General features: G+C 60.3%; 18 protein-coding genes. 8 read left to right on the forward strand and 10 right to left on the reverse strand.

Translation table 11 applies throughout. The features are described from left to right. The first annotated feature begins 39 nt into the window (after window positions 1–39). Window positions 40–966: a carbohydrate kinase family protein gene (locus tag AC1D2R_RS02095; protein WP_477964259.1), complete on the forward strand. Its 927-nt coding sequence runs from the start codon at window positions 40–42 to the stop codon at window positions 964–966. Window positions 967–1,919: 953 nt separating this feature from the next. Here AC1D2R_RS02095 and AC1D2R_RS02100 read toward each other — a convergent pair. Further along, the gene (locus tag AC1D2R_RS02100) at window positions 1,920–2,723 is read right to left on the reverse strand and encodes an alpha/beta fold hydrolase (protein ID WP_477964261.1); all 804 of its coding nucleotides are present in this window, start codon (window positions 2,721–2,723) and stop codon (window positions 1,920–1,922) included. Between the two features lie 194 nt (window positions 2,724–2,917). Here AC1D2R_RS02100 and AC1D2R_RS02105 point away from each other — a divergent pair, with 194 nt between their 5' ends. The 5 genes from AC1D2R_RS02105 to AC1D2R_RS02125 all read left to right on the forward strand — a co-directional run bounded on the left by AC1D2R_RS02105 (window position 2,918) and on the right by AC1D2R_RS02125 (window position 5,678). Next, on the forward strand, window positions 2,918–3,247 hold the full coding sequence (locus tag AC1D2R_RS02105) for an ArsR/SmtB family transcription factor (protein WP_477964263.1): 330 nt from the start codon (window positions 2,918–2,920) through the stop codon (window positions 3,245–3,247). Beyond that, complete coding sequence (locus AC1D2R_RS02110) at window positions 3,244–3,708, forward strand: SRPBCC family protein (RefSeq protein ID WP_477964265.1); 465 nt, start codon at window positions 3,244–3,246, stop codon at window positions 3,706–3,708. The genes AC1D2R_RS02105 and AC1D2R_RS02110 overlap by 4 nt, the downstream gene beginning before the upstream one ends. Before the next feature lie 47 nt (window positions 3,709–3,755). Further along, window positions 3,756–4,169, forward strand: coding sequence for a GFA family protein (locus tag AC1D2R_RS02115; RefSeq protein ID WP_477964267.1), 414 nt, complete (start codon window positions 3,756–3,758; stop codon window positions 4,167–4,169). A gap of 422 nt (window positions 4,170–4,591) precedes the next feature. Next, the gene (locus AC1D2R_RS02120) at window positions 4,592–5,020 is read left to right on the forward strand and encodes a plastocyanin/azurin family copper-binding protein (RefSeq protein WP_477964269.1); all 429 of its coding nucleotides are present in this window, start codon (window positions 4,592–4,594) and stop codon (window positions 5,018–5,020) included. 157 nt (window positions 5,021–5,177) lie between these two features. After that, window positions 5,178–5,678 carry a cytochrome b gene (locus tag AC1D2R_RS02125; RefSeq protein ID WP_477964271.1) on the forward strand — a complete coding sequence of 167 codons (501 nt, stop codon included), beginning with the start codon at window positions 5,178–5,180 and terminating at the stop codon, window positions 5,676–5,678. Between the two features lie 106 nt (window positions 5,679–5,784). Here the strand turns inward: AC1D2R_RS02125 and pgi are convergent, their stop codons facing one another. Then, on the reverse strand, window positions 5,785–7,410 hold the full coding sequence (gene pgi / locus AC1D2R_RS02130; protein WP_477964273.1) for a glucose-6-phosphate isomerase: 1,626 nt from the start codon (window positions 7,408–7,410) through the stop codon (window positions 5,785–5,787). A gap of 136 nt (window positions 7,411–7,546) precedes the next feature. Then, a complete protein-coding gene (locus tag AC1D2R_RS02135; RefSeq protein WP_477964275.1) occupies window positions 7,547–9,247 on the reverse strand; it encodes a long-chain-fatty-acid--CoA ligase in 1,701 nt (566 codons plus the stop codon). A 248-nt stretch (window positions 9,248–9,495) separates the two neighbouring features. Here AC1D2R_RS02135 and AC1D2R_RS02140 point away from each other — a divergent pair, with 248 nt between their 5' ends. Further along, a complete protein-coding gene (locus tag AC1D2R_RS02140) occupies window positions 9,496–9,888 on the forward strand; it encodes a PRC-barrel domain-containing protein (protein ID WP_477964277.1) in 393 nt (130 codons plus the stop codon). Window positions 9,889–10,006: 118 nt separating this feature from the next. Here AC1D2R_RS02140 and AC1D2R_RS02145 read toward each other — a convergent pair whose 3' ends face one another. The 7 genes from AC1D2R_RS02145 to AC1D2R_RS02175 all read right to left on the reverse strand — a co-directional run bounded on the left by AC1D2R_RS02145 (window position 10,007) and on the right by AC1D2R_RS02175 (window position 17,293). Continuing rightward, window positions 10,007–12,460: a glycoside hydrolase family 2 protein gene (locus AC1D2R_RS02145; protein ID WP_477964279.1), complete on the reverse strand. Its 2,454-nt coding sequence runs from the start codon at window positions 12,458–12,460 to the stop codon at window positions 10,007–10,009. Between the two features lie 9 nt (window positions 12,461–12,469). Further along, on the reverse strand, window positions 12,470–12,865 hold the full coding sequence (locus AC1D2R_RS02150) for a VOC family protein (RefSeq protein WP_477964281.1): 396 nt from the start codon (window positions 12,863–12,865) through the stop codon (window positions 12,470–12,472). A 47-nt stretch (window positions 12,866–12,912) separates the two neighbouring features. Continuing rightward, a complete protein-coding gene (locus AC1D2R_RS02155) occupies window positions 12,913–13,662 on the reverse strand; it encodes an ABC transporter permease (protein WP_477964283.1) in 750 nt (249 codons plus the stop codon). Then, window positions 13,659–14,606: an ABC transporter ATP-binding protein gene (locus AC1D2R_RS02160; RefSeq protein ID WP_477964285.1), complete on the reverse strand. Its 948-nt coding sequence runs from the start codon at window positions 14,604–14,606 to the stop codon at window positions 13,659–13,661. Before AC1D2R_RS02160 ends, AC1D2R_RS02155 begins: the two co-directional genes overlap by 4 nt. Continuing rightward, window positions 14,603–15,769 (reverse strand): ABC transporter permease, encoded by a 1,167-nt coding sequence (locus AC1D2R_RS02165; protein WP_477964287.1) that lies wholly within the window; start codon window positions 15,767–15,769, stop codon window positions 14,603–14,605. Before AC1D2R_RS02165 ends, AC1D2R_RS02160 begins: the two co-directional genes overlap by 4 nt. A gap of 61 nt (window positions 15,770–15,830) precedes the next feature. After that, a complete protein-coding gene (gene osmF / locus AC1D2R_RS02170) occupies window positions 15,831–16,739 on the reverse strand; it encodes a glycine betaine ABC transporter substrate-binding protein OsmF (RefSeq protein ID WP_477964289.1) in 909 nt (302 codons plus the stop codon). An 11-nt stretch (window positions 16,740–16,750) separates the two neighbouring features. Continuing rightward, window positions 16,751–17,293 carry a hypothetical protein gene (locus AC1D2R_RS02175; protein WP_477964291.1) on the reverse strand — a complete coding sequence of 181 codons (543 nt, stop codon included), beginning with the start codon at window positions 17,291–17,293 and terminating at the stop codon, window positions 16,751–16,753. A gap of 364 nt (window positions 17,294–17,657) precedes the next feature. On the opposite strand from AC1D2R_RS02175, the gene AC1D2R_RS02180 reads away from it, so the two are divergent. Further along, on the forward strand, window positions 17,658–18,374 hold the full coding sequence (locus tag AC1D2R_RS02180; protein ID WP_477964293.1) for an MgtC/SapB family protein: 717 nt from the start codon (window positions 17,658–17,660) through the stop codon (window positions 18,372–18,374). Window positions 18,375–18,397: the final 23 nt, after the last annotated feature.

Below are 18,397 nucleotides of genomic sequence, written 5' to 3' on the forward strand. Positions count from 1 at the left end.
TTAGAATATCGAAATCGGTGAATGCACTGGGAGGTCGGAATGATTTTATGCTGTGGCGAAGCGCTGATTGACATGCTGCCGCGGGAGACCACTCTCGGCGAGAAGGGCTTCGCCCCCTATGCCGGCGGCGCGATCTTCAATACGGCGATTGCGCTCGGCAGACTGGGCATTTCCACGTCCTTCTTTACGGGTCTCGCCGACGATATGATGGGCGAAATCCTGCGCGAGACGCTGAAGGCGAGCAACGTCGACTTCAGCCTTTGTGCCATCGCGCCGCGCCCCTCCACGGTTGCCTTCGTCAAGCTCGTGAATGGCCAGGCGACCTATGCTTTCTACGACGAGGGCACGGCGGGCCGCATGATCACCACGGATGACCTGCCCGCGCTGCAGGACGACTGCGAAGCCCTGCATTTCGGCGCGATCAGCCTCATCCCCAGCCCATGCGGCGAAACCTACGAAGCGCTGCTCGACCGCGAAGCCGGCAAGCGCGTCATCTCGCTCGATCCGAATATCCGCCCCGGCTTCATCAGAAACAAGGAAGCCCACATGGCGCGCATCAAGCGCATGGCGGCCAAGTCCGACATCCTGAAGTTTTCTGACGAGGATCTGGAATGGTTCGGCCTCCAAGGCAGCCATGAAGACCTGGCGGCCTACTGGCTCAAGCATGGCGCCAAGCTCGTCGTGATCACCAAGGGTGCCGAAGGGGCCACGGGCTATACCGCCCGCCACCAGGTGTCGGTGCCGAGCCAGCGCGTGACCGTGGTCGACACAGTGGGGGCGGGTGACACATTCGATGCCGGCGTATTGGCCTCGCTGAAGCGCCAGGACTTGCTGACCAAGGCAAAGGTCGCGGCCCTTGACGCGGCCGCCATACGCGATGCCCTGGAACTGGGCGCCAGGGCGGCCGCCGTCACCGTCTCACGCGCCGGCGCCAACCCGCCCTTCGCCCATGAGATCGGCTTCTGATAGCCGCTCGCGGTGGCGGCCGGGGCGGCAATGAGTCGCCTCGTCCTCGCGGAATTCAAGGATATCGCCGGGCTGGCAGCCCAAGCGCCCGGCAGATATTCTCCAGCGTATCGAAACGCACGCCTTACCTTGCCGGATTTCAGCAGGGAGATGTTCTGCCCGGTGATCCCGACGCGCTCGGTCAGGTCTGATGTGACCGAGCACCAACAACAACCCCGCCGACGCCCAGCATCCTTGGTCCGACTGGGTTCGCATAGGTCACCAGGAGAACGCCCGCAGTTCGCGACACGATGCCCGAGACCACGCCGGCCATAGCGAACATGCTGCCCTGCGCGGAAGCTTGCCGCATTGTCGTGAAAAGCGATCACCCATCTGATGCCGGCCGAACAGGCCCACACAGCGTGCAGGTCGCTGACTGCGAGCGCCGCATTCGCCAGCCCGATGACGATGAGGCTCATGATCGCGATACGGGGCAACGTCATCGGTTTCGGATCGCTGAACAGCGCCTCGCCGACGTCGTGCTTGAATCCGTCGAAGTCGAACGCCAGTCTTCAGGCGCAATAGACCAACACGCCTTCCGATGACCGAGATCGCCAAGTTGGTTGCTGGTCTACCGGCGAACCTGGCATCGGGCGGAAAGATGGTGATCCTGGGGCCGTGTCGTCAGCCGACGTCGAGCCTTTCAGCCGAAGATAAGGGCCGAGAAGGCAGCCGGCATCCACGGCAAGGGCGGGCCTGGGCGTCGTTTTTACTGACGGCCGCGGGCGCGGCGTCTATCCTGCGGGCAATTCCCCTCGGCCGTTGGACGTCTGGCTCCAGACTGCGCCTGCGGATGACTTCATCCCGCTCATTCGAGGCGACGACCTGCAGGCGATGCTGTCGAGCGCCGGCGCGCCGACAGTGGCAAGTTGCGAATAAGATGCAATGGGCTGGGGGCCGGTCGTTGCTAATGTTTAGCCGATCCGGTCCAGAAATCCGAGCACTTCGCGATTGAAGGACTCGGGCCGCTGCAGCGGCGCGAAATGGCTGACGCCGGCCAGCGCAATGAACTCCGCGCCGGGAATGCTGCGAACGAGATGGTCGGCGTGCTCCGGCTTGATGAACTCGTCGCCGTCGCCCAATACGATGGCGACCGGCACGCTCAGCCGGCCGAGGTCCTGTGCGGAATAGTTGGGTTCCGTCGCCATCATCCGGCTGACATCGACCACGAAGGCTTCGAACTGATCCGGCGTTTCCGATAGGGCCGCGTAGTCCTTGCTGTGACGGCTGAAGCAGCGATCGATAACAGGCGTCGCGACGAATGGCTTGGTCCCGCTCGGGTCCATGCTGCATGCGAAGAAGAAGACGCCGGAGACTCGGTGCGGCTCCTGATCTGCGAGGATGAGGGCGGTGCAGGCGCCGTCGCTCCAGCCGACGAGGGCAGCCTCGTCGATTTCAAGCCGATCCATGACCGCGATAGCATCCGATGCCATCAACTCGTATGTGTAGGGCCGCTGGTCGCGGGTGCTGCGGCCGTGCCCGCGGCTGTCGATGACGACTACCTGGCGGCCCGATGCAACAATTGCCGGGACCTGGTATCCCCAGTTGCCGCTGTTGCCGAGGCCACCATGCAGAAGGATCACCGCCGGGCCGGATCCTGAGGTGGCGTACCATATCCGCGCGCCGTCGTTGTCCACGAAACCTTCGCTCCGCGCCGCAGGCAAAGGCATGGCGCCCTGCGCCTCGAAATTCACAAGTTCGTCGTCCGTTGTGTTCATCCGAGCTCTCCGGGGGCGATTTATAGAATGACGATCGGCCACGTCGATGTTCGACATCAACCATATAAAAATGCCGTTCTGTCGCAACCCTCGGCTCGAAGACTTGAATCGTCTCGGCAGTACCTACCCCAAAATTTCCAAGGGCAAAATCATTAGTGTTGACTATTTGATGAGTATCCGCTAATTGGTTATGCATGATAGAAGCTACCGAGATTTCCTCCGTCATGCGTGCGCTCGCCGATCCGACTCGCCGCGCTGTCTATGAGAGGATCGTCAGTGCGCGCGAGATTACCGTTGTCGAGCTCACCCGCGGAAGCGGCGTGACCCAAGGTGCCATTTCACAGCATCTCAAGTCGCTGAGGAAGGCCCGTCTCGTCGCCGAGCGCCCCGAGGGACGAAATGTCTATTACCGTGCGGAGCCCGATGGACTTGCGCCGCTGGTTGACTGGATGAGCCACTACGGCCTCTTCTGGCAGGAACGCTTCGACAGTCTGCGAACCCTATTGAAAGAGATCGATCCATGACCAAGGCAATGCTGCAATTCAACATTCAGGACATTGTCGTCGACGAGGTGTTTCCGCATGCAGTGGAGACGATCTGGAAGACCTTGACCTCCGGCGACATGATAGCACGCTTCATGATGAAGCCGACGGGATTCGAGCCCGTGGTGGGCAATCGCTTCACCTTTCAGACGAACCCGGCCGGGGAATGGGATGGGATCATTCATTGCGAAGTGACCGATGTCGCGCCGAACGAACATTTTGCCTACACCTGGAAGGGCGGGCACCCGGCAAACCTAGGATACGGCTCGCTGCTCGATACGATCGTTACGTGGTCGCTCAGCGTAGTGGAAGGCGGAACGCGCATCCGGCTCGTCCATTCCGGGTTCATCACGCCGAAGAACGATACGGCCTTCACGAACATGAGCGAAGGTTGGAAAAAGGTTGTTTCCCGCATGCGTCCCGTCGTGGATGAGCAGGGCTGAACCCTAAGATCCCAGAATATCATCGTTGTTTTCCAAAGGAGGATCACATGAGTGAACCCTATACAGGCGGCTGTGCATGCGGTGCGATCCGTTACAGGATAGCAGGCGATCCGGTGGTGATGCTTGACTGCCAATGCCGCCAATGTCAGCGCGAGAGCGGCACCGGGCACGCATCGCATCTGACCTTCCAGTGTGACAACGTTGTTGTCGAGGGGCAAGCAACGCATTGGCAAGCAATCGGTGACGGCGGAATTGCCAAGGACCGAGCCTTTTGCCCCACCTGCGGCTCGCCTGTATACATGACGTTTCCTGCCTTCCCTGATTACTTCGTCGTTCGTGCCGGCAGCTTAGACGACCCGACGCGCTACAAGCCACAGTTGATCAGCTGGGCCGCCGCCGCGCAGCCATGGGACCACGTCGATCCACAATTGCCAAAATTCGAAAAGATGCCGCCGAGTTGATCACGCGGTCGATCTGGCGCGACGAACTTAGACCGCTTGCTTTTCTGGTGAATGGCGCGGTGCGAGATGATTGTGTTTAGAGCCAGCGATGGGAACGCCGAGAGATTTGCGGAGATCGAAAAGCGTCTCAACAAGCTCGACATTGAAATTGCGTCGCCAAATCTCAAAGAGATTAAACCCGCGGAGCTTTCTGTCCTCTATCGTCAGTTGAATCTCGAACGAGAAACGCTCCGTCAGCCACGTAGCTAGTGGCTGTCGATATCACCCCCGGCGCCGAGCTGGCACCGATAGAGAATAAAAAGACTCTCGTAACGCGTGTCGCGGGTGTGGCGAGCGCTTCTGTTTTACGGATCGAGTTCAGCCCATTGTCAGGTTCGCCCAATAGGGCACGGCGGGCTGTCAATGTCAGAAAGGCTTTCCAAATGACGAGATTTCCAGGCATCGCAGTCGCTGCGCTTGCATTTGCCTCGCTTGCTGCGCCTTCCTTCGCCGCGACGACAATTAGAGTTATGGCGGAAGGGGAAGGCGGCGGACCAATGACGCTCTCACTTGATCATTCGACCGTGAAGGCGGGAGCAACGACGTTTACGGTGCACAACGAGGCGATGACCGAAGAGCACGAGATGGTGCTGGTGAAGTTGAAGTCGCCGGATCAGTCGATCCCGCTGATCAAAGCGAAGCACCGTGTAGACGAGAGCAAGCTGAAAAGTCTTGGCGAAGTCTCCGAGCTGAAGCCTGATACCGACGGCCAGTTGACGGTCAAGCTCACGCCCGGATCCTACCTTTTGCTTTGCAACATAAAGGGGCACTACGAAGCGGGCATGCATGCGGCACTGACGGTAACGCAATAGTAGCCGGCACTCGAAGCGCATCACGACGCTCCTTGCCGACTGATGCGCTTTCTGTCCTTCGCTCTGCTTCCATTGCGAGCCCATCCCCGCACGGTGTGGTGGCCGCAGGTGAATAATGAAATTCCGCGAGATCTAGAGCGGTACGCGAGGAGCGTGAATGACGAAAGATACTCCTACTGTGTTCTCGATCCCGCAACGTCTATTGCACTGGCTGACCGCAGGACTGGTCTTCTTCAACTTACTGCTGCCGGATGGCATAAACGATTGGAAGCGCAGTATCCGGCGTGCCGGCTCAGCCACAGCCGATCAGGTTTCCAGCGCAAACCTCCACGCATATGTTGGCGTCGCAATCCTGTTTCTGGTTGCGCTGCGTCTTTTGCTTCGTGTCACATCAGGTGTTCCGGCCTCGCCGACCGAGGTGCCGCCTATCTTCAGGATAGCGGCGAAACTAGCCCATGCGGCACTGTATTTCCTGCTTCTTGTTATGCCGATCACCGGCATGGCCGCTTATTATCTTGGCTACAACGTAGCAGGGGATATCCATGCCGACGTCCTGAAAGTTATCCTCTGGATCGTTATCGTCGGCCACATTCTTGGTGCACTGTTTCACCAATTCTATTGGAAAACCGACGTGCTTCGGCGCATGACCATCGGCTGACAATGTCCTGATTTGGTTACATAGACCATTCGCAAACGATCTCGTCGTGCATAAGAGAACGCTCCTGCAACGCCTGTCACAGGAGCGTCCTTGACCCCCGTTGTCTTTACTTGGCGAGCTTCGCCAGTGCCGCGACGAGGCCCTGCGTCGATGAATCATGGCCTGCAGCACTCTCCTTGCCTTCGATGACAGGCAGCAGGCCTGTCGCCAGTTCCTTGCCGAGCTCGACGCCCCACTGGTCGAAGGAATTAATACGGAAGAGCACACCTTCGACGAAGACGCGGTGTTCGTAGAGCGCGATGAGGCGGCCGAGCGCATAAGGCGTCAGCTTGTCGTAGACGAAGGTGATCGATGGGCGGTTTCCGGTGAAGACGCGATGCGGGGCGATGAAATCGGCTTGTCTGTCGTCCATCCCCTTGTCGGTCAGCTGCTTCTTGGCTTCCGCGAAAGTGCGGCCTTTCATCAGCGCTTCCGACTGGGCGATGACGTTGGCCATCAGCAGCTGGTGCTGGTGACGCAGCTCCGGTTCGAAGGCGTTCGCCGCAATCATGAACTCGGCTGGGATGACGCTCGTGCCCTGGTGGATCAGCTGGTAAAAGGCATGCTGACCGTTGGTGCCGGGTTCGCCCCAGACGACCGGGCCGGAATTGCCTTCGACCGGCGTGCCATCGATGGTCACGCCCTTGCCGTTCGATTCCATGTCGAGCTGCTGCAGATAGGCCGGGAAACGCGAGAGACGCTGGTCGTAAGGCAGGATCGCCCGGGTGGCGTAACCCAGCACGTTGCGGTGGTAGAAGCCGATCAGGCCGAGCAGCATCGGCAGGTTTTCCGTAACCGGCGCCTGACGGAAGTGATTGTCGGCAGCATGCGCGCCGTCAAGGAACTTGCCGAAATTCTCCGGCCCGACAGCGATCATCAGCGGCAGGCCGATCGCCGACCAGATCGAGTAGCGTCCGCCGACCCAATCCCAGAAGCCGAAGACCCGCTCGCTGTCGATGCCGAAGGTCGCGACCTTGTCGAGCGCGGTCGAAACCGCGGCGAAATGATGCTGCACGGCCGCTTCACCGAGTGCATTGGCGACGAATTTGCGTGCCGTCTGCGCGTTGGTCATCGTCTCGATGGTCGTGAAGGTCTTCGACGCGACGATGAAGAGTGTCGTTTCCGGCTTCACCAGCTTCAGGATATCCGCAATATGCGCGCTGTCGATATTGGAGACGAAATGCGCGCGCGGGCCGTCGTGGAAGGGCGCCAGCGCCAAGGTCGCCATGACCGGACCGAGGTCCGAGCCACCGATGCCGATATTGATGACGTCGGTGATCGCCTTGCCGGTCGCTCCCTTCAGCGTGCCGGACCGGATGCCGTCGGCGAACTTGCCCATTGCGGCCAGTACGCCGTTGACATCGGGCATCACATCCGTGCCGTCGACTAGCACGGGTGTGTTGGAACGGTTGCGCAGCGCCGTGTGCAGGACGGCGCGGTCCTCCGTGAAGTTGATCGCCTTGCCGGAGAACATCTCGTCGCGCTTGGCCTCGACGCTGCCGGTTTCGGCAAGCTTCACCAGGAGAGCAAGAACCTCGTCATTCACGGCCGTCTTGGAATAGTCCATCAGCAGATCGTCGAGCGACGCGGTAAAGCGGGAGAAGCGCTGCGGATCGGCCGCAAAGGCGGCGCGGATGTCGGTTGCCTCGGTGGCGGCCGCAGTGCTCTTCAGTTGTTCGACGATGGCATTCATGGGAGGCTCCTTTGCAGGGCGAGAGGGTCGCGGAAACTATTCGCTTTGTAGGGTGCAAATCAAGTTCGGCTACCTGCTGAAACGCAAAAAAGCCATCCGCGGCGGCGGATGGCTTTTTTGCTGAGAGCATCGAAATCTAGCTGCGCAGATCCTTTCGCAGGATCTTGCCGACCGGCGATTTGGGCAGTTCGGGACGGAATTCGATGAAGCGCGGGCGCTTGTAGTTGGTCAGGTTCGCAGCGCAATGGGCTTTTACGTCAGTCTCCGTCAGCGCGGGATCCTTCCTGACGACGAAAAGCTTCACGGCCTCGCCGGAGTGCCCGTCGGATACCCCGATCGCCGCGGATTCCAGGATGCCCGGGTGCATGGCAGCCACCTCCTCGATTTCGTTCGGGTAGACGTTGAAGCCGGAAACTAGGATCATATCCTTCTTGCGGTCGACGATCTTGGTGTAGCCGCGCGCATCCATGAAGCCCATGTCGCCCGTGCGGAAATAGCCGTCCGGCGTCATGGCGCGGGCTGTTTCCTCCGGCTTGTTCCAATAGCCAGCCATCACCTGCGGCCCGTGAATGCAGATTTCGCCGATTTCGCCGAGCGGCAATGATTTACCGTCCTCGTCTCGGATGTCGAGGTCGGTGGAAGGGATCGGCAGGCCGATTGAGCCGGTGAACTCGGGCGAATCGAACCGGTTGGCCGTCGCAACTGGCGATGTCTCGGACAGCCCGTAACCCTCGGTAATGTGAGACCCCGTCACTTTCAGCCAGCGCTCGGCGACCGGCCGCTGCACGGCCATGCCGCCGCCGAGCGAGATGACCAGCGCCGTAAAATCGACCTTGGCAAACTCTGCATTGTTCATCAGGGCGTTGAAGAGCGTGTTGAGGCCGGGGAAGACGTGCACGTTGGACTTGGCGAATTCCCTGACCAGGGCCGGAATATCGCGCGGATTGGCGACAAGAATGTTGTGTGCCCCAAGCGACATGCCCATCAGCGAATTCACCGTCAACGCGAAGATGTGGTAGAGGGGCAGGGCGCAGAGGAAGTTCAGCACGTCGGGCCGCGGCCTGCTCTCGAAGGCCGATTTCAGCCAGAGTTCTAGCTGAAGCTTGTTCGACAGCAGGTTCCGGTGGGTGAGGGCCGCGCCCTTGGCAACCCCTGTCGTACCGCCGGTATACTGCAGAAAGGCGATGTCGTTGCCGGTGAGAGCGGCCGGCTTGAACGCCTTAGCGGCCCCTTCGCCCAGCACCTGCCTGAAGGTCTTGTGCTCGGGGATGGACCACGAGGGAACGAGCTTTCTCACCTTGCGAACCAGCAGGTTTACGATGAGGCCCTTGGCCCCCAGCATCTCGCCGAGCGAAGTGACCACGACATGGCGCACGTCCGTCTTAACGAGCACCTGCTCGACCGTGCGCGCGAAATTTTCGAGCACGAAGATCGCCTTCGCGCCTGAGTCCCGCAGCTGGTGCTCCAGCTCGCGCGGCGTGTAGAGCGGGTTGACGTTCACGACGACCAGGCCGGCGCGCAGGATGCCGTAAACGGTAACGGGGTTCTGCAGCACGTTCGGCATCATCACGGCGACGCGGTCGCCCTTCTTCAAGCCTGCACTCTGCAGCCACGCCGCGATCCTGCGCGTTTGGCTTTCCAGTTCCCGATATGTCAATCGCTTTCCCATGCTGGAGAATGCGACGCGGTCGGCATATCGCGCGCAGGATTTGTCGAGCAGTTCCGCCAATGATGCGTATTCGAGAGGCGGAAGCTCCGCCGGGACGATCTCGGGATAGGTGGCAAGCCAAGGCTTTCCCGGCTTGGCGCCGCCTGGATGGGCGGGAATGCTGTTCATCGTGTCTCTCCCCTCGCTGCCGACCGGTGCCACCGGCAAGCCGATTGGACGATCCTCCATCTTCCAATGCGGCAGCTTATGTCATTGCCTGAATGGTTCAAGCCGAGATTAGAATTACACTAACCTTGACGTAAACGTCAATATTATTGGTGAGGATTGCGGCACCGGAAATTTGGAACCTTGAGTGTCGCGCGACGTTTTGAAACTGTAGAGCACGCACGAGGAAGCCGAGCAAACGGAGGTGCACAATGCTGCTTCAGGACGCCGACAAGAACCGCAGAAACCCCAATGTAAAGGACACGCCGACGTTGATCGCCAGCGATCGCGTCGAAGGTACGCGTGTTTATGGTGCCGATGGCAAGCACATCGGTTCGATCGAACGGCTTATCCTCGGCAAGCAAGATGGCCGCGTCGCATACGCCGTCTTGAGCTTCGGTGGTTTCATGGGCATCGGCCACGATCACTACCCGCTGCCGTGGGAAAAGTTGAGCTTTGATACCCAGCTGGACGGCTATCGCATCGACCTGACGAAGGAGCAGATCGAAGGTGCGCCGAGCTACGCGGATGATGACGACAACTGGTACAATGACAATGGCCGCCGGTTATACGATTACTACGGCATCCCGCCCTATTGGATGTAACGTCGTCCGCAGCCACATTGAACGACCACACTCCTGCGCCACGCCGATTGTAAGTTTCTTGGCGCGCGACGCGGGAGTGCGACTTGGATTGGCCGTCGACGACGAGGCCTTTGCAGGTTCAGTGTCCACCGAGGAGATCGTTGGCCGACCGGAGCACCTTTCCAAAAGCGATGTCCATCTCGGAAATGGTCTTCGATGTCTTGACCTTGAAGATGTGGCTTTCGCCCGGCAGCAGCGTCACCAGCATCGAATCCACTACGGCATCCGGCTCGATACGATCGGCCATCAGGCAGAGATCCTTCAGGAAGCTCTCGGCGGTAACGGTGACCTCGCAGCCATCGGCTGTGGGAGTAACCTTGATGGCTGCCCTTGGCTTCGGCAGCCTCAGGTCGATATCCTCGACAAAGTAGTGAAACGCGCGCCTGTCGAGCATCTGCACGACGACGACTTCGTCATGCGCAGCAGCGGGCGTCGCGATATCGTCGGGAAGCGGAAACGCCTTTGCCTCGAAGCGATCGCAGAGATGCCGCCAGAAATCGAATTCGGCGAGAAGCGTGCCGTCGAGCTTCATCCGTTTTCCGCTGATCTTTGCTCGCCAGAACAGCGTTCGCTCATTCACCGCGACCGCAGCCAATCCTCCCGCGCGCGGCTGGATTGTCAGAAGCCGCGGATCGAAGGCTTGCTGCATGGCATACCACAGCGGCTTGCGCCGCCCGGCGGAATCGAGTGCCGCCCATGATGTGACCGGCCAGCAGTCGTTGAACTGCCAGACGATCGCGCCCTTGCAGACGGCGCGATGCGAGCGCATGTGCTCGACCGCAAAGCGGATCGCACGCGCCTGATTGAGCTGCGTGGCAAAGTGCCAGTCGTCCATCGTCTGCGGTACCGGCAGATGGCCGGCGAGCCCGCGGACCAGCTTGTCGTTGCCCTGCGTTGCCTTTTGATGATGGAACACGCCATTCGAAACAGGCGTCAGCGGCGCATCGTGCACGCTCTCTTCCAGTGTTGCCCAATTGGGCGGTGCCTGCCAGCCGAATTCCGAGCAGAAGCGGGGGATGTAGCTGCGGTAGACCTCATAGCCGACGTCGTTCCACACATCCCATATGTGCTTGCACCCATGGGCATCGGCGTTCGGCTCGATATCCATGCTGCCGGAATAGGGGCTGCCGGGATAATAGGGCCTGTCCGGATCGAGCTCGGCGCAGAGCTTCGGGAGGATGTCGAGGTAGTAGCCGAGCCCCCAGCTCTCGCCATGCTTGATAACGGGCCGCCAGCCCCATTCGTCAAAGCCCCAGATGTTCTCGTTGTTGCCGTTCCAGACTATCAGCGATGGATGGGGCATCAATCGCACTACATTGTCGCGCACCTCAGCCGCGACCTCGCCGCGAAGCGGCTCTTCCTCGGGATAGGAGGCGCAGGCAAAGAGAAAGTCCTGCCATACGAGCATGCCGGCGCGGTCGCAGGCCTCGTAGAATTCATCGCGCTCGAAGATGCCGCCGCCCCAGACGCGCAGCATGTTCACGTTCGCCGCTTTCGCCTCTTCGATGCGGGACGCGTAGCGTTCCGGCGTCACGCGCGACGGGAAGCAATCATCCGGAATCCAGTTGGCCCCGCAGATGAACAGCGGCACCTCATTGACGACGAAAGTGAAGGCCGAGCCGTGTTCATCCGCTGACGTGTCCAACCGGACGGACCGGAAGCCGATCTCTTTCGAATAGGAATCGAGTAAGTCATCGCTTGCGCCGTCGGTTAGTTCGACATGTAGCGGATAGAGCGGTTGTGCGCCGAGATGATGCGGCCACCAGATCTGTGGCGAAGGCACCCGCATATCGAAGCTGATCTCGTCGGCGTCCGGCGGTATGGTGAGGACAATCTCTTCGCCAGCAATGGCTGCGGTGAGCGTACAGGGTGCAGGCTCGCCGTGTCGCGCCAATGTCGCCCGGATCGTCACCAGCCCATCGCCGCCCGCCAGGATCGCAGAAACCCGCATCTCCGCCAACCTTGCCTGGCCCCAGCTTTCCAGCCGCACGGGTTTCCAGACGCCTGAGGTCACCAGCGTCGGCCCCCAGTCCCAGCCGAAGTTGCAGGACATCTTGCGCATCAGATTGCCTGGCCCCGGATAATTGTTCGGCCGGTAGCCATATTGCTTCTCCATCTCCGCTCCATAGGCATAGGCGGAGCGGAACGAAATGCTGAGTTCGTTCTCGCCCGCCTTCAGCTGCTTCGAAACGTCGAAGCGGTAGGTACGGTGCATGTTGAAGGTCCGGCCGATCTCTTCGCCGTTGAGCGAGATTGTCGCGATCGTATCAAGCCCGTCAAAGACCAGCTCGTGGACCCTGCCGCTATCGGGCGCTGCATCGAACCTGCAGCGATAGGTCCAGTCTTCGCGACCGATCCAGTCGTTGGTGATCTCGTTGACATCGACGTACGGATCGGGGATCAGCCTGTTCGCCAGAAGGTCGAGGTGGACGCAGCCGGGGACGGCGGCGGGAATGCTCGTGGGGAGATCCGGTCTTCCTGCAACGTTGCAGGAAAGGGTCCAGCCGGGGTTCAGTTCGGTCTTCTCAATCATTGTATGCTCTTAGAGGTAACGGCCGTGGCGCTGCATAATTTCGATCTTGTAGCCGTCCGGATCGGCGATGAAAAAGAACAGCGCCAGGAGTTTGCCATCGCGATTTAGTTCGACCAGCTTCCCCGGGTTGAGACCCGCTTCTGTCAGGCTCTTGTGCTCGACAGCGACCTCGTCCACTGAAACGGCCAAATGGCCATAGCCGTCGCCGAGGTTGTAGGGCTCGACGCGACCCTTGTTGACCGTCAGCTCCAGCTCGAAGCCGGTTTCGCGGTTGCTGAGATAAATCAGCGTAAAGGTATCGAAATCAATGCGATCGGCGACCTTGAGGCCGAAAACCTTGTCGTAGAACTCGACGGAGCGCGCCTCGTCGAGAACGCGGATCATGGAGTGAATCATCTTGGCCAAGGCTGCCTCCCGTTGCCGATATCAGGGCAACCTTGGTAGCCGCAGGGTCACGCCGGGCGCAAGCCCATTCTTTGTGTAATCGTGCGTTCGACCAGACCCATTGCGTCGTAGATCAGCACCGCCATCAGGCCGACAATCAGGCCGCCCTGCAGGATGAAGGCTGTGTTGTCGGAAATCAGGCCGGCGATGATGACCTCCCCGAGCCCCTTTGCCGCAACCGTCGACCCGATCGTCGCCGTGCCGATGTTGATCACGGTCGCGACCTTCACGCCCTCAATGATTAGCGGCAGTGCCAGCGGCAGCTCGACCCTAAACAGCCGCTGCGTGGGGTTCATTCCCATTCCATCCGCCGCATCGAGCACCGTATGCGATACCTGATTGAGACCGGCGACCGTGTTCTCGAAGATCGGCAACAGGCCGTAGAGGAACAGCGCTATAAGCGTCGGCCCGGCGCCGAAGCCGATGGCGGGCACCGCAAGCGCAAGCACCGCGACCGGCGGAAAAGTCTGGCCGGCATTGGCGATGGCACGCGACAGCGGCAGGAAGTCGGCGCCGCTTTTCCGCGTTACGAAGATTCCCCCGAGGATCGCAAGCGCCGCACTCGCCACGATCGAGACGAGCACCAGCTCGAAATGTCCGGCGGCGAGCGAGGGCAGGCTATTTTGCGCATAGACGGCGGGTGCATTGTTGTTCGTCAGCGGCACCAGCAGGAACGACAGCCATTCCGTCCTGAACAACAGGATCAGCAGCAGCGCCAGCGCCGCGACGCGGAAGAGATTGGCGGTGACCAGCTTCATCCCTTTCGGCCCAATTCAAGCAGTCGCGACATGGAGATAGAGCCGACCGGGGCCATCCTGGTGCCTTCCTGGACGGCCGCTTCGTCAATGCCTTGCCAGATCATCTCCGCCAGCGCATCGCGCAGGCTGAGCGATTGCTCCAGGCTGTGGGACAGGCCGGCTTTGGGGGGCGCCATGCTGGCTTTCAACGGTAGCAGCGACATGCGCTTCAGCGCGCGGTCGGATGTGCCAGTCAGCTGTTGCACGAAGGGGTCGGCGGGCTCGGTCAGGATTTCCTCCGGTGTCGAATATTGCAGCAGCCTACCGCTTCTCATCACCGCAATCCGGTCGCCGAGGTGGAAAGCTTCGTCCATGTCGTGCGTGACGAGAATGACTGTCGTGCCGAACTGCTTCTGGATCGCCAGCAGATCGTCCTGCGCCTTGCCGCGAATGACAGGGTCGAGCGCGCCGAACGGCTCGTCCATGATCAGCACCTCAGGCTCGGCTGCAAGTGCGCGCGCCACACCGACGCGCTGCTGCTCGCCGCCGGAGAGTTGATGCGGATATTTCCCGGTGAAGATCGCCGGATCGAGGTTGAAAAGCCCGAGCAGTTCCTGGACGCGATTGTCGACCCGCGACCTGTCCCAGCCAAGAAGCTGCGGCACCGTCGCAATGTTCTGCCCCACCGTTCGATGCGGGAACAGGCCGTTGCCCTGAATGACATAGCCGATGTTGCGGCGTAGCTCGGTGGCCGGCACGTCAGCGACATTCCGGCCATCGACGAAGATCTCCCCTTCGGTGATCGGCACCAGGCGGTTGATCATGCGGATAAGGGTCGACTTTCCAGATCCGGATGTGCCGACGATGACAGTGATCGCCCCTTTCTCGACTGACATCGAGACGTTGTCGACCACGGGCGTTGTGCCGTAGCGCTTGGTGGCGTTTCTGATTTCGATCATGGTCATGCTGCGGGTCCCCGAATGCTGTCGGCGACCGCATCGAGGATGACGGCCGAGGAGAAGGCGAAGAAAACGGTCGGTACTGCGCCGAGCAGAACGAGGTCCATGGCCGTCTGGCCAAGCCCCTGGAAAATAAAGACCCCGAAGCCGCCGCCGCCGATCAGCGCGGCCACTGTAACAAGCCCGATCGCCTGCACGAGCACGATGCGGATGCCGGTGAGAATGACGGGTAGGGCAAGCGGCAGGTCGATGCCCGCGAGGACCTGCCGGGGGGTAAGACCCATGCCGGCTGCCGCGTCCCGCACTGCGGGATCGACGCCTTCCAGCCCGACGACGGTGTTGGCAACGATCGGCAGCAACGAATAGAGCACCAGCGCGATCAGCGCCGGCGCGGCGCCGATGCCGCGAATGCCGAGCGCAGCGGCCAGCGGAACATGGACCGCCAGGTAGCCGAGCGGCAGCATCAGGATGCCGAAGAGCGCCAGGCTCGGGATTGTCTGGATGAGGCTCAATCCCTGGAGCAGGGCCGTCCGGAGCTTCGGCACCCAGAAACAGACGATGCCAAGCGGCAGGCCGATTACGGAGGCGATCGCGAGCGACCCGAACGCCAGTTGCAGATGGACGAGCGCCTGCGCCCAGAACTGATCGGCGCGCGTGGAAAACTCCTTCATGATCGAAAGGCTGTCAAGCAGGCCTGACCAAAGGAAGGTGCCGAGCAAGACCGCATAGAGCGCGAGCGTGGCAATGCGCATCCATGGTGCAAGCCGAATCTTCACCAGCGCATCTGAGATGACGAGGCCGATCACGGCAAATAGCACCCAGAACCCGCCGCCCGGCGTCATGCGCGCGACAATGCTGTTCTCAGGCGTAAACGCGGATGCGACAAGACCGATTGCTGCGATCAGTGCCGCAAGACAGAGCGTTGCGATCGTCAGCCTGATATGCACGTTTTGCAGGAACAAGACCGCCAAAGCGGTCGATATCAGGAGCAGGGCGAGAGCAATCGCGGAAGGCTGGTTCAGAATCTGCGTCAGCAGCATCGGCTTGCCTGCCGCGATACGGTTTGCCTTGACATAAATGAAGGGCAGAAGCGTTGTAGCGGCGACGCCGGCAACAACAAGCACCACCCCAAGCCGGTCCAACTTCCGGACCGCCGATGTTTCTTTCATCGATCCATCCCAGTATGGAAAGAAAGGTTGCTCCGCCTCGGAAAGGCGGAGCGCCCGTTGGCTACTTCAGGAAGCCCTTTTCCTTGAGGTAGGCTTCGGCTACGGATTTGGCCGGCTCGCCATCGACCTGGATTTTTCCGTTCAGCTTGCGCAGTTCGTCTGCCGTCAGGCTTTTGAAAATGGGGGCGAGCACCTCCTCGATTTTCGGATTGGCTTTCAGCACCTCCTCGCGAATGATGGGCGTCGGGGCATAGACCTGCTGTACGTTCTTGTCGTCTTCGAGAACGGTGAGCTCGGCGGCCTGGATCGCTCCGTCGGTGCCATAGACCATGGCGGTGTTGGCGCCGTTCGTCTGGTCGGCCGCCGCCTTGATGGTCGCAGACGTATCGCCGCCCGACAGCACGATTTCCTGGTCCGGCTTCAGGGTGAAGCCATAGGTCGTCTGGAAGGCGGGAAGCGCGCCGGCAGAGTTAACGAATTCTGACGAAGCAACGAGCTTGGCGGCGCCGCCGCCGGAAACCCACTTGCCGAAATCGGACATGGTCTTGAGCTTGTTCGGCGCGGCGACATCGTTGCGAACGGCGATCGCCCAGGTGTTGTTGGCCGGCGATGGCGTCAGCCAGACAATCTTGTTGGCATCATAGTCAAGCTTCTTCGCCAGGTCGTAGCCTTGCTGAAGGTTCTTCCAGGCGGCATCCTCGGACTGGTTGAAGAAGAAGCCGGCATTGCCGGTATATTCCGGATAGATATCGATTTCCCCGGCCGTGATCGCCTTGCGAACGACCGGCGTCGCGCCAAGCGCGATACGGTCCTGTGTCTTGATGCCGTTCGCGTTGAGCGCCAGCGCAATGACGTTGCCGAGCAGCGTGCCTTCGGTATCGATCTTCGACGAAACAACCACGTCTGCGGCCTGAGCTACGCCCGCCACAAATGCTGAGAGCGTGACGGCGAGTGCAAGTTTTTTAAGCATGGATAATCCCCTTAATCGTTGAAACGCACGGAAACCTGTAGTGGGGGTTGCCGCGGATAAGATCGCTGGCGAAAAAAGCCATAGCCGCCATCAGCCGGCAAGGTATTGCTTACCAGAAATAGCGTGCCCGACAGAAAAATCGATGCGAGCGCTAAAATAGTCCGCGTGGTGCGGCAGACGCTACCGATCCCATAGCAAGTCGGCGTCGCTATCTGTCGCACAAAGCAACTGAATTTGCCTCGAACCAAGGTCATCATCAAGTCATCTCCTGCCGCCTCACGGATGCCGGGGTTCTGGCGCAATAATTCGCACAACAGGACGCTCACATCGGCTGCCGTTGTACTGGTCGGAATACAGATGTTCAGGCAAACGGAATTGCCAAAATGGGCCGAGTTGACCATTGCCTTGGGTGCCGGGACCGCATCTGCCAAATTGCGGCGAGCGAGGTATTCGTCTCTCCTCCACTTGTCGAGCCATCCTGCAACATAGCCGACGACAAACTGGCGAGAGCCGCCGCAGTCGGAAAAAAGCAGATGGCCAGTGCAGAACGCCATTGGTATTTTTGCCGAAGCCGTTGCCAGCAAGGTGGCATAAAATGCCTGGCATCACGTCATCAGTCTCCTCTGGGAGGACGCCGTGGAGAGTTGCCATCGAATGTGTTGGAAATTGGTTTAACGTGTCAATCCCATCGTCACAATCATAAATAGTGGAAAACGGGAAGCGCGGTGGCCCGCCCGCCCACAATTTCTGGACCTACTTAGGCTCGGCCTGCCGAAAGCGGCAACCTCCGAAGGAAATCACCCACGCTTGCCCTTCTGATTGACTCTTGTCAGAGGAGCCGCTTACGTTGCATTCCTCCGACTGGCGAGAGTGATTGGCAGCGCGCAGCCACGCGAAAACAGGGTGGAGGGCTTTATTGTGTGGGAGTATGCCACAGGTCTATCTGGAGTTCTTCTGGTCGCACCACGGCTTCTCGTTGCCGTCTTCCTGGGTTGCCTGGTTGGCATCGAACGTCAATGGCGGCAGCGGCACACGGGCCTGACGACGCATGCCCTGGTCTCCCTGGGTGCAGCCATCTACACGTCGCTTCCAGCGCTCCTGCACGATATTCCGGATGTCAGAATGGGAGGGCAGGTGGTAACTGGCATCGGCTTTCTCGGTGCTGGCCTCATCATGCGGGACGGGACGAATGTCCGGGGCCTCAGCACCGCCGCAACAGTGTGGGCAACCGGCGCAATCGGCGTTCTTGCCGGTTATGCGATGTTGCTCGAAGCGGTGGAGGCAACGGTTCTGATCATCGCAATCAATGTCGGCCTTCCCCGCCTTGGGATCTACATCAGCGCGCTCGCGCCCGGGCACGAGACCGTCGAGCGTTTTTACGTCATCGGGCTGAAATGCGCGGCACGCGATGAAGCGACGGTGCGCACACAGCTTCTTCAGGCCTTGAGCGCCAGCAAGCTTCGCCTTCATTCCATGGAGAGCCACGCCGTCAACGACACCAGCTTGGCGGAGGTGGAGGCTATCGTTTTCAGCACACGCGAGGAGGACGAACTGATCGAGCAGGTTATCGGCAAACTCAGCCTCGCTCCCCACATCTTCTCCAGCAGCTGGACGTCGACGGCCCCGCCGGAGTGAGCATCCCTCGATCGACGCCTGCC

Source organism: Rhizobium sp. P1_C7, assembly GCF_056406295.1.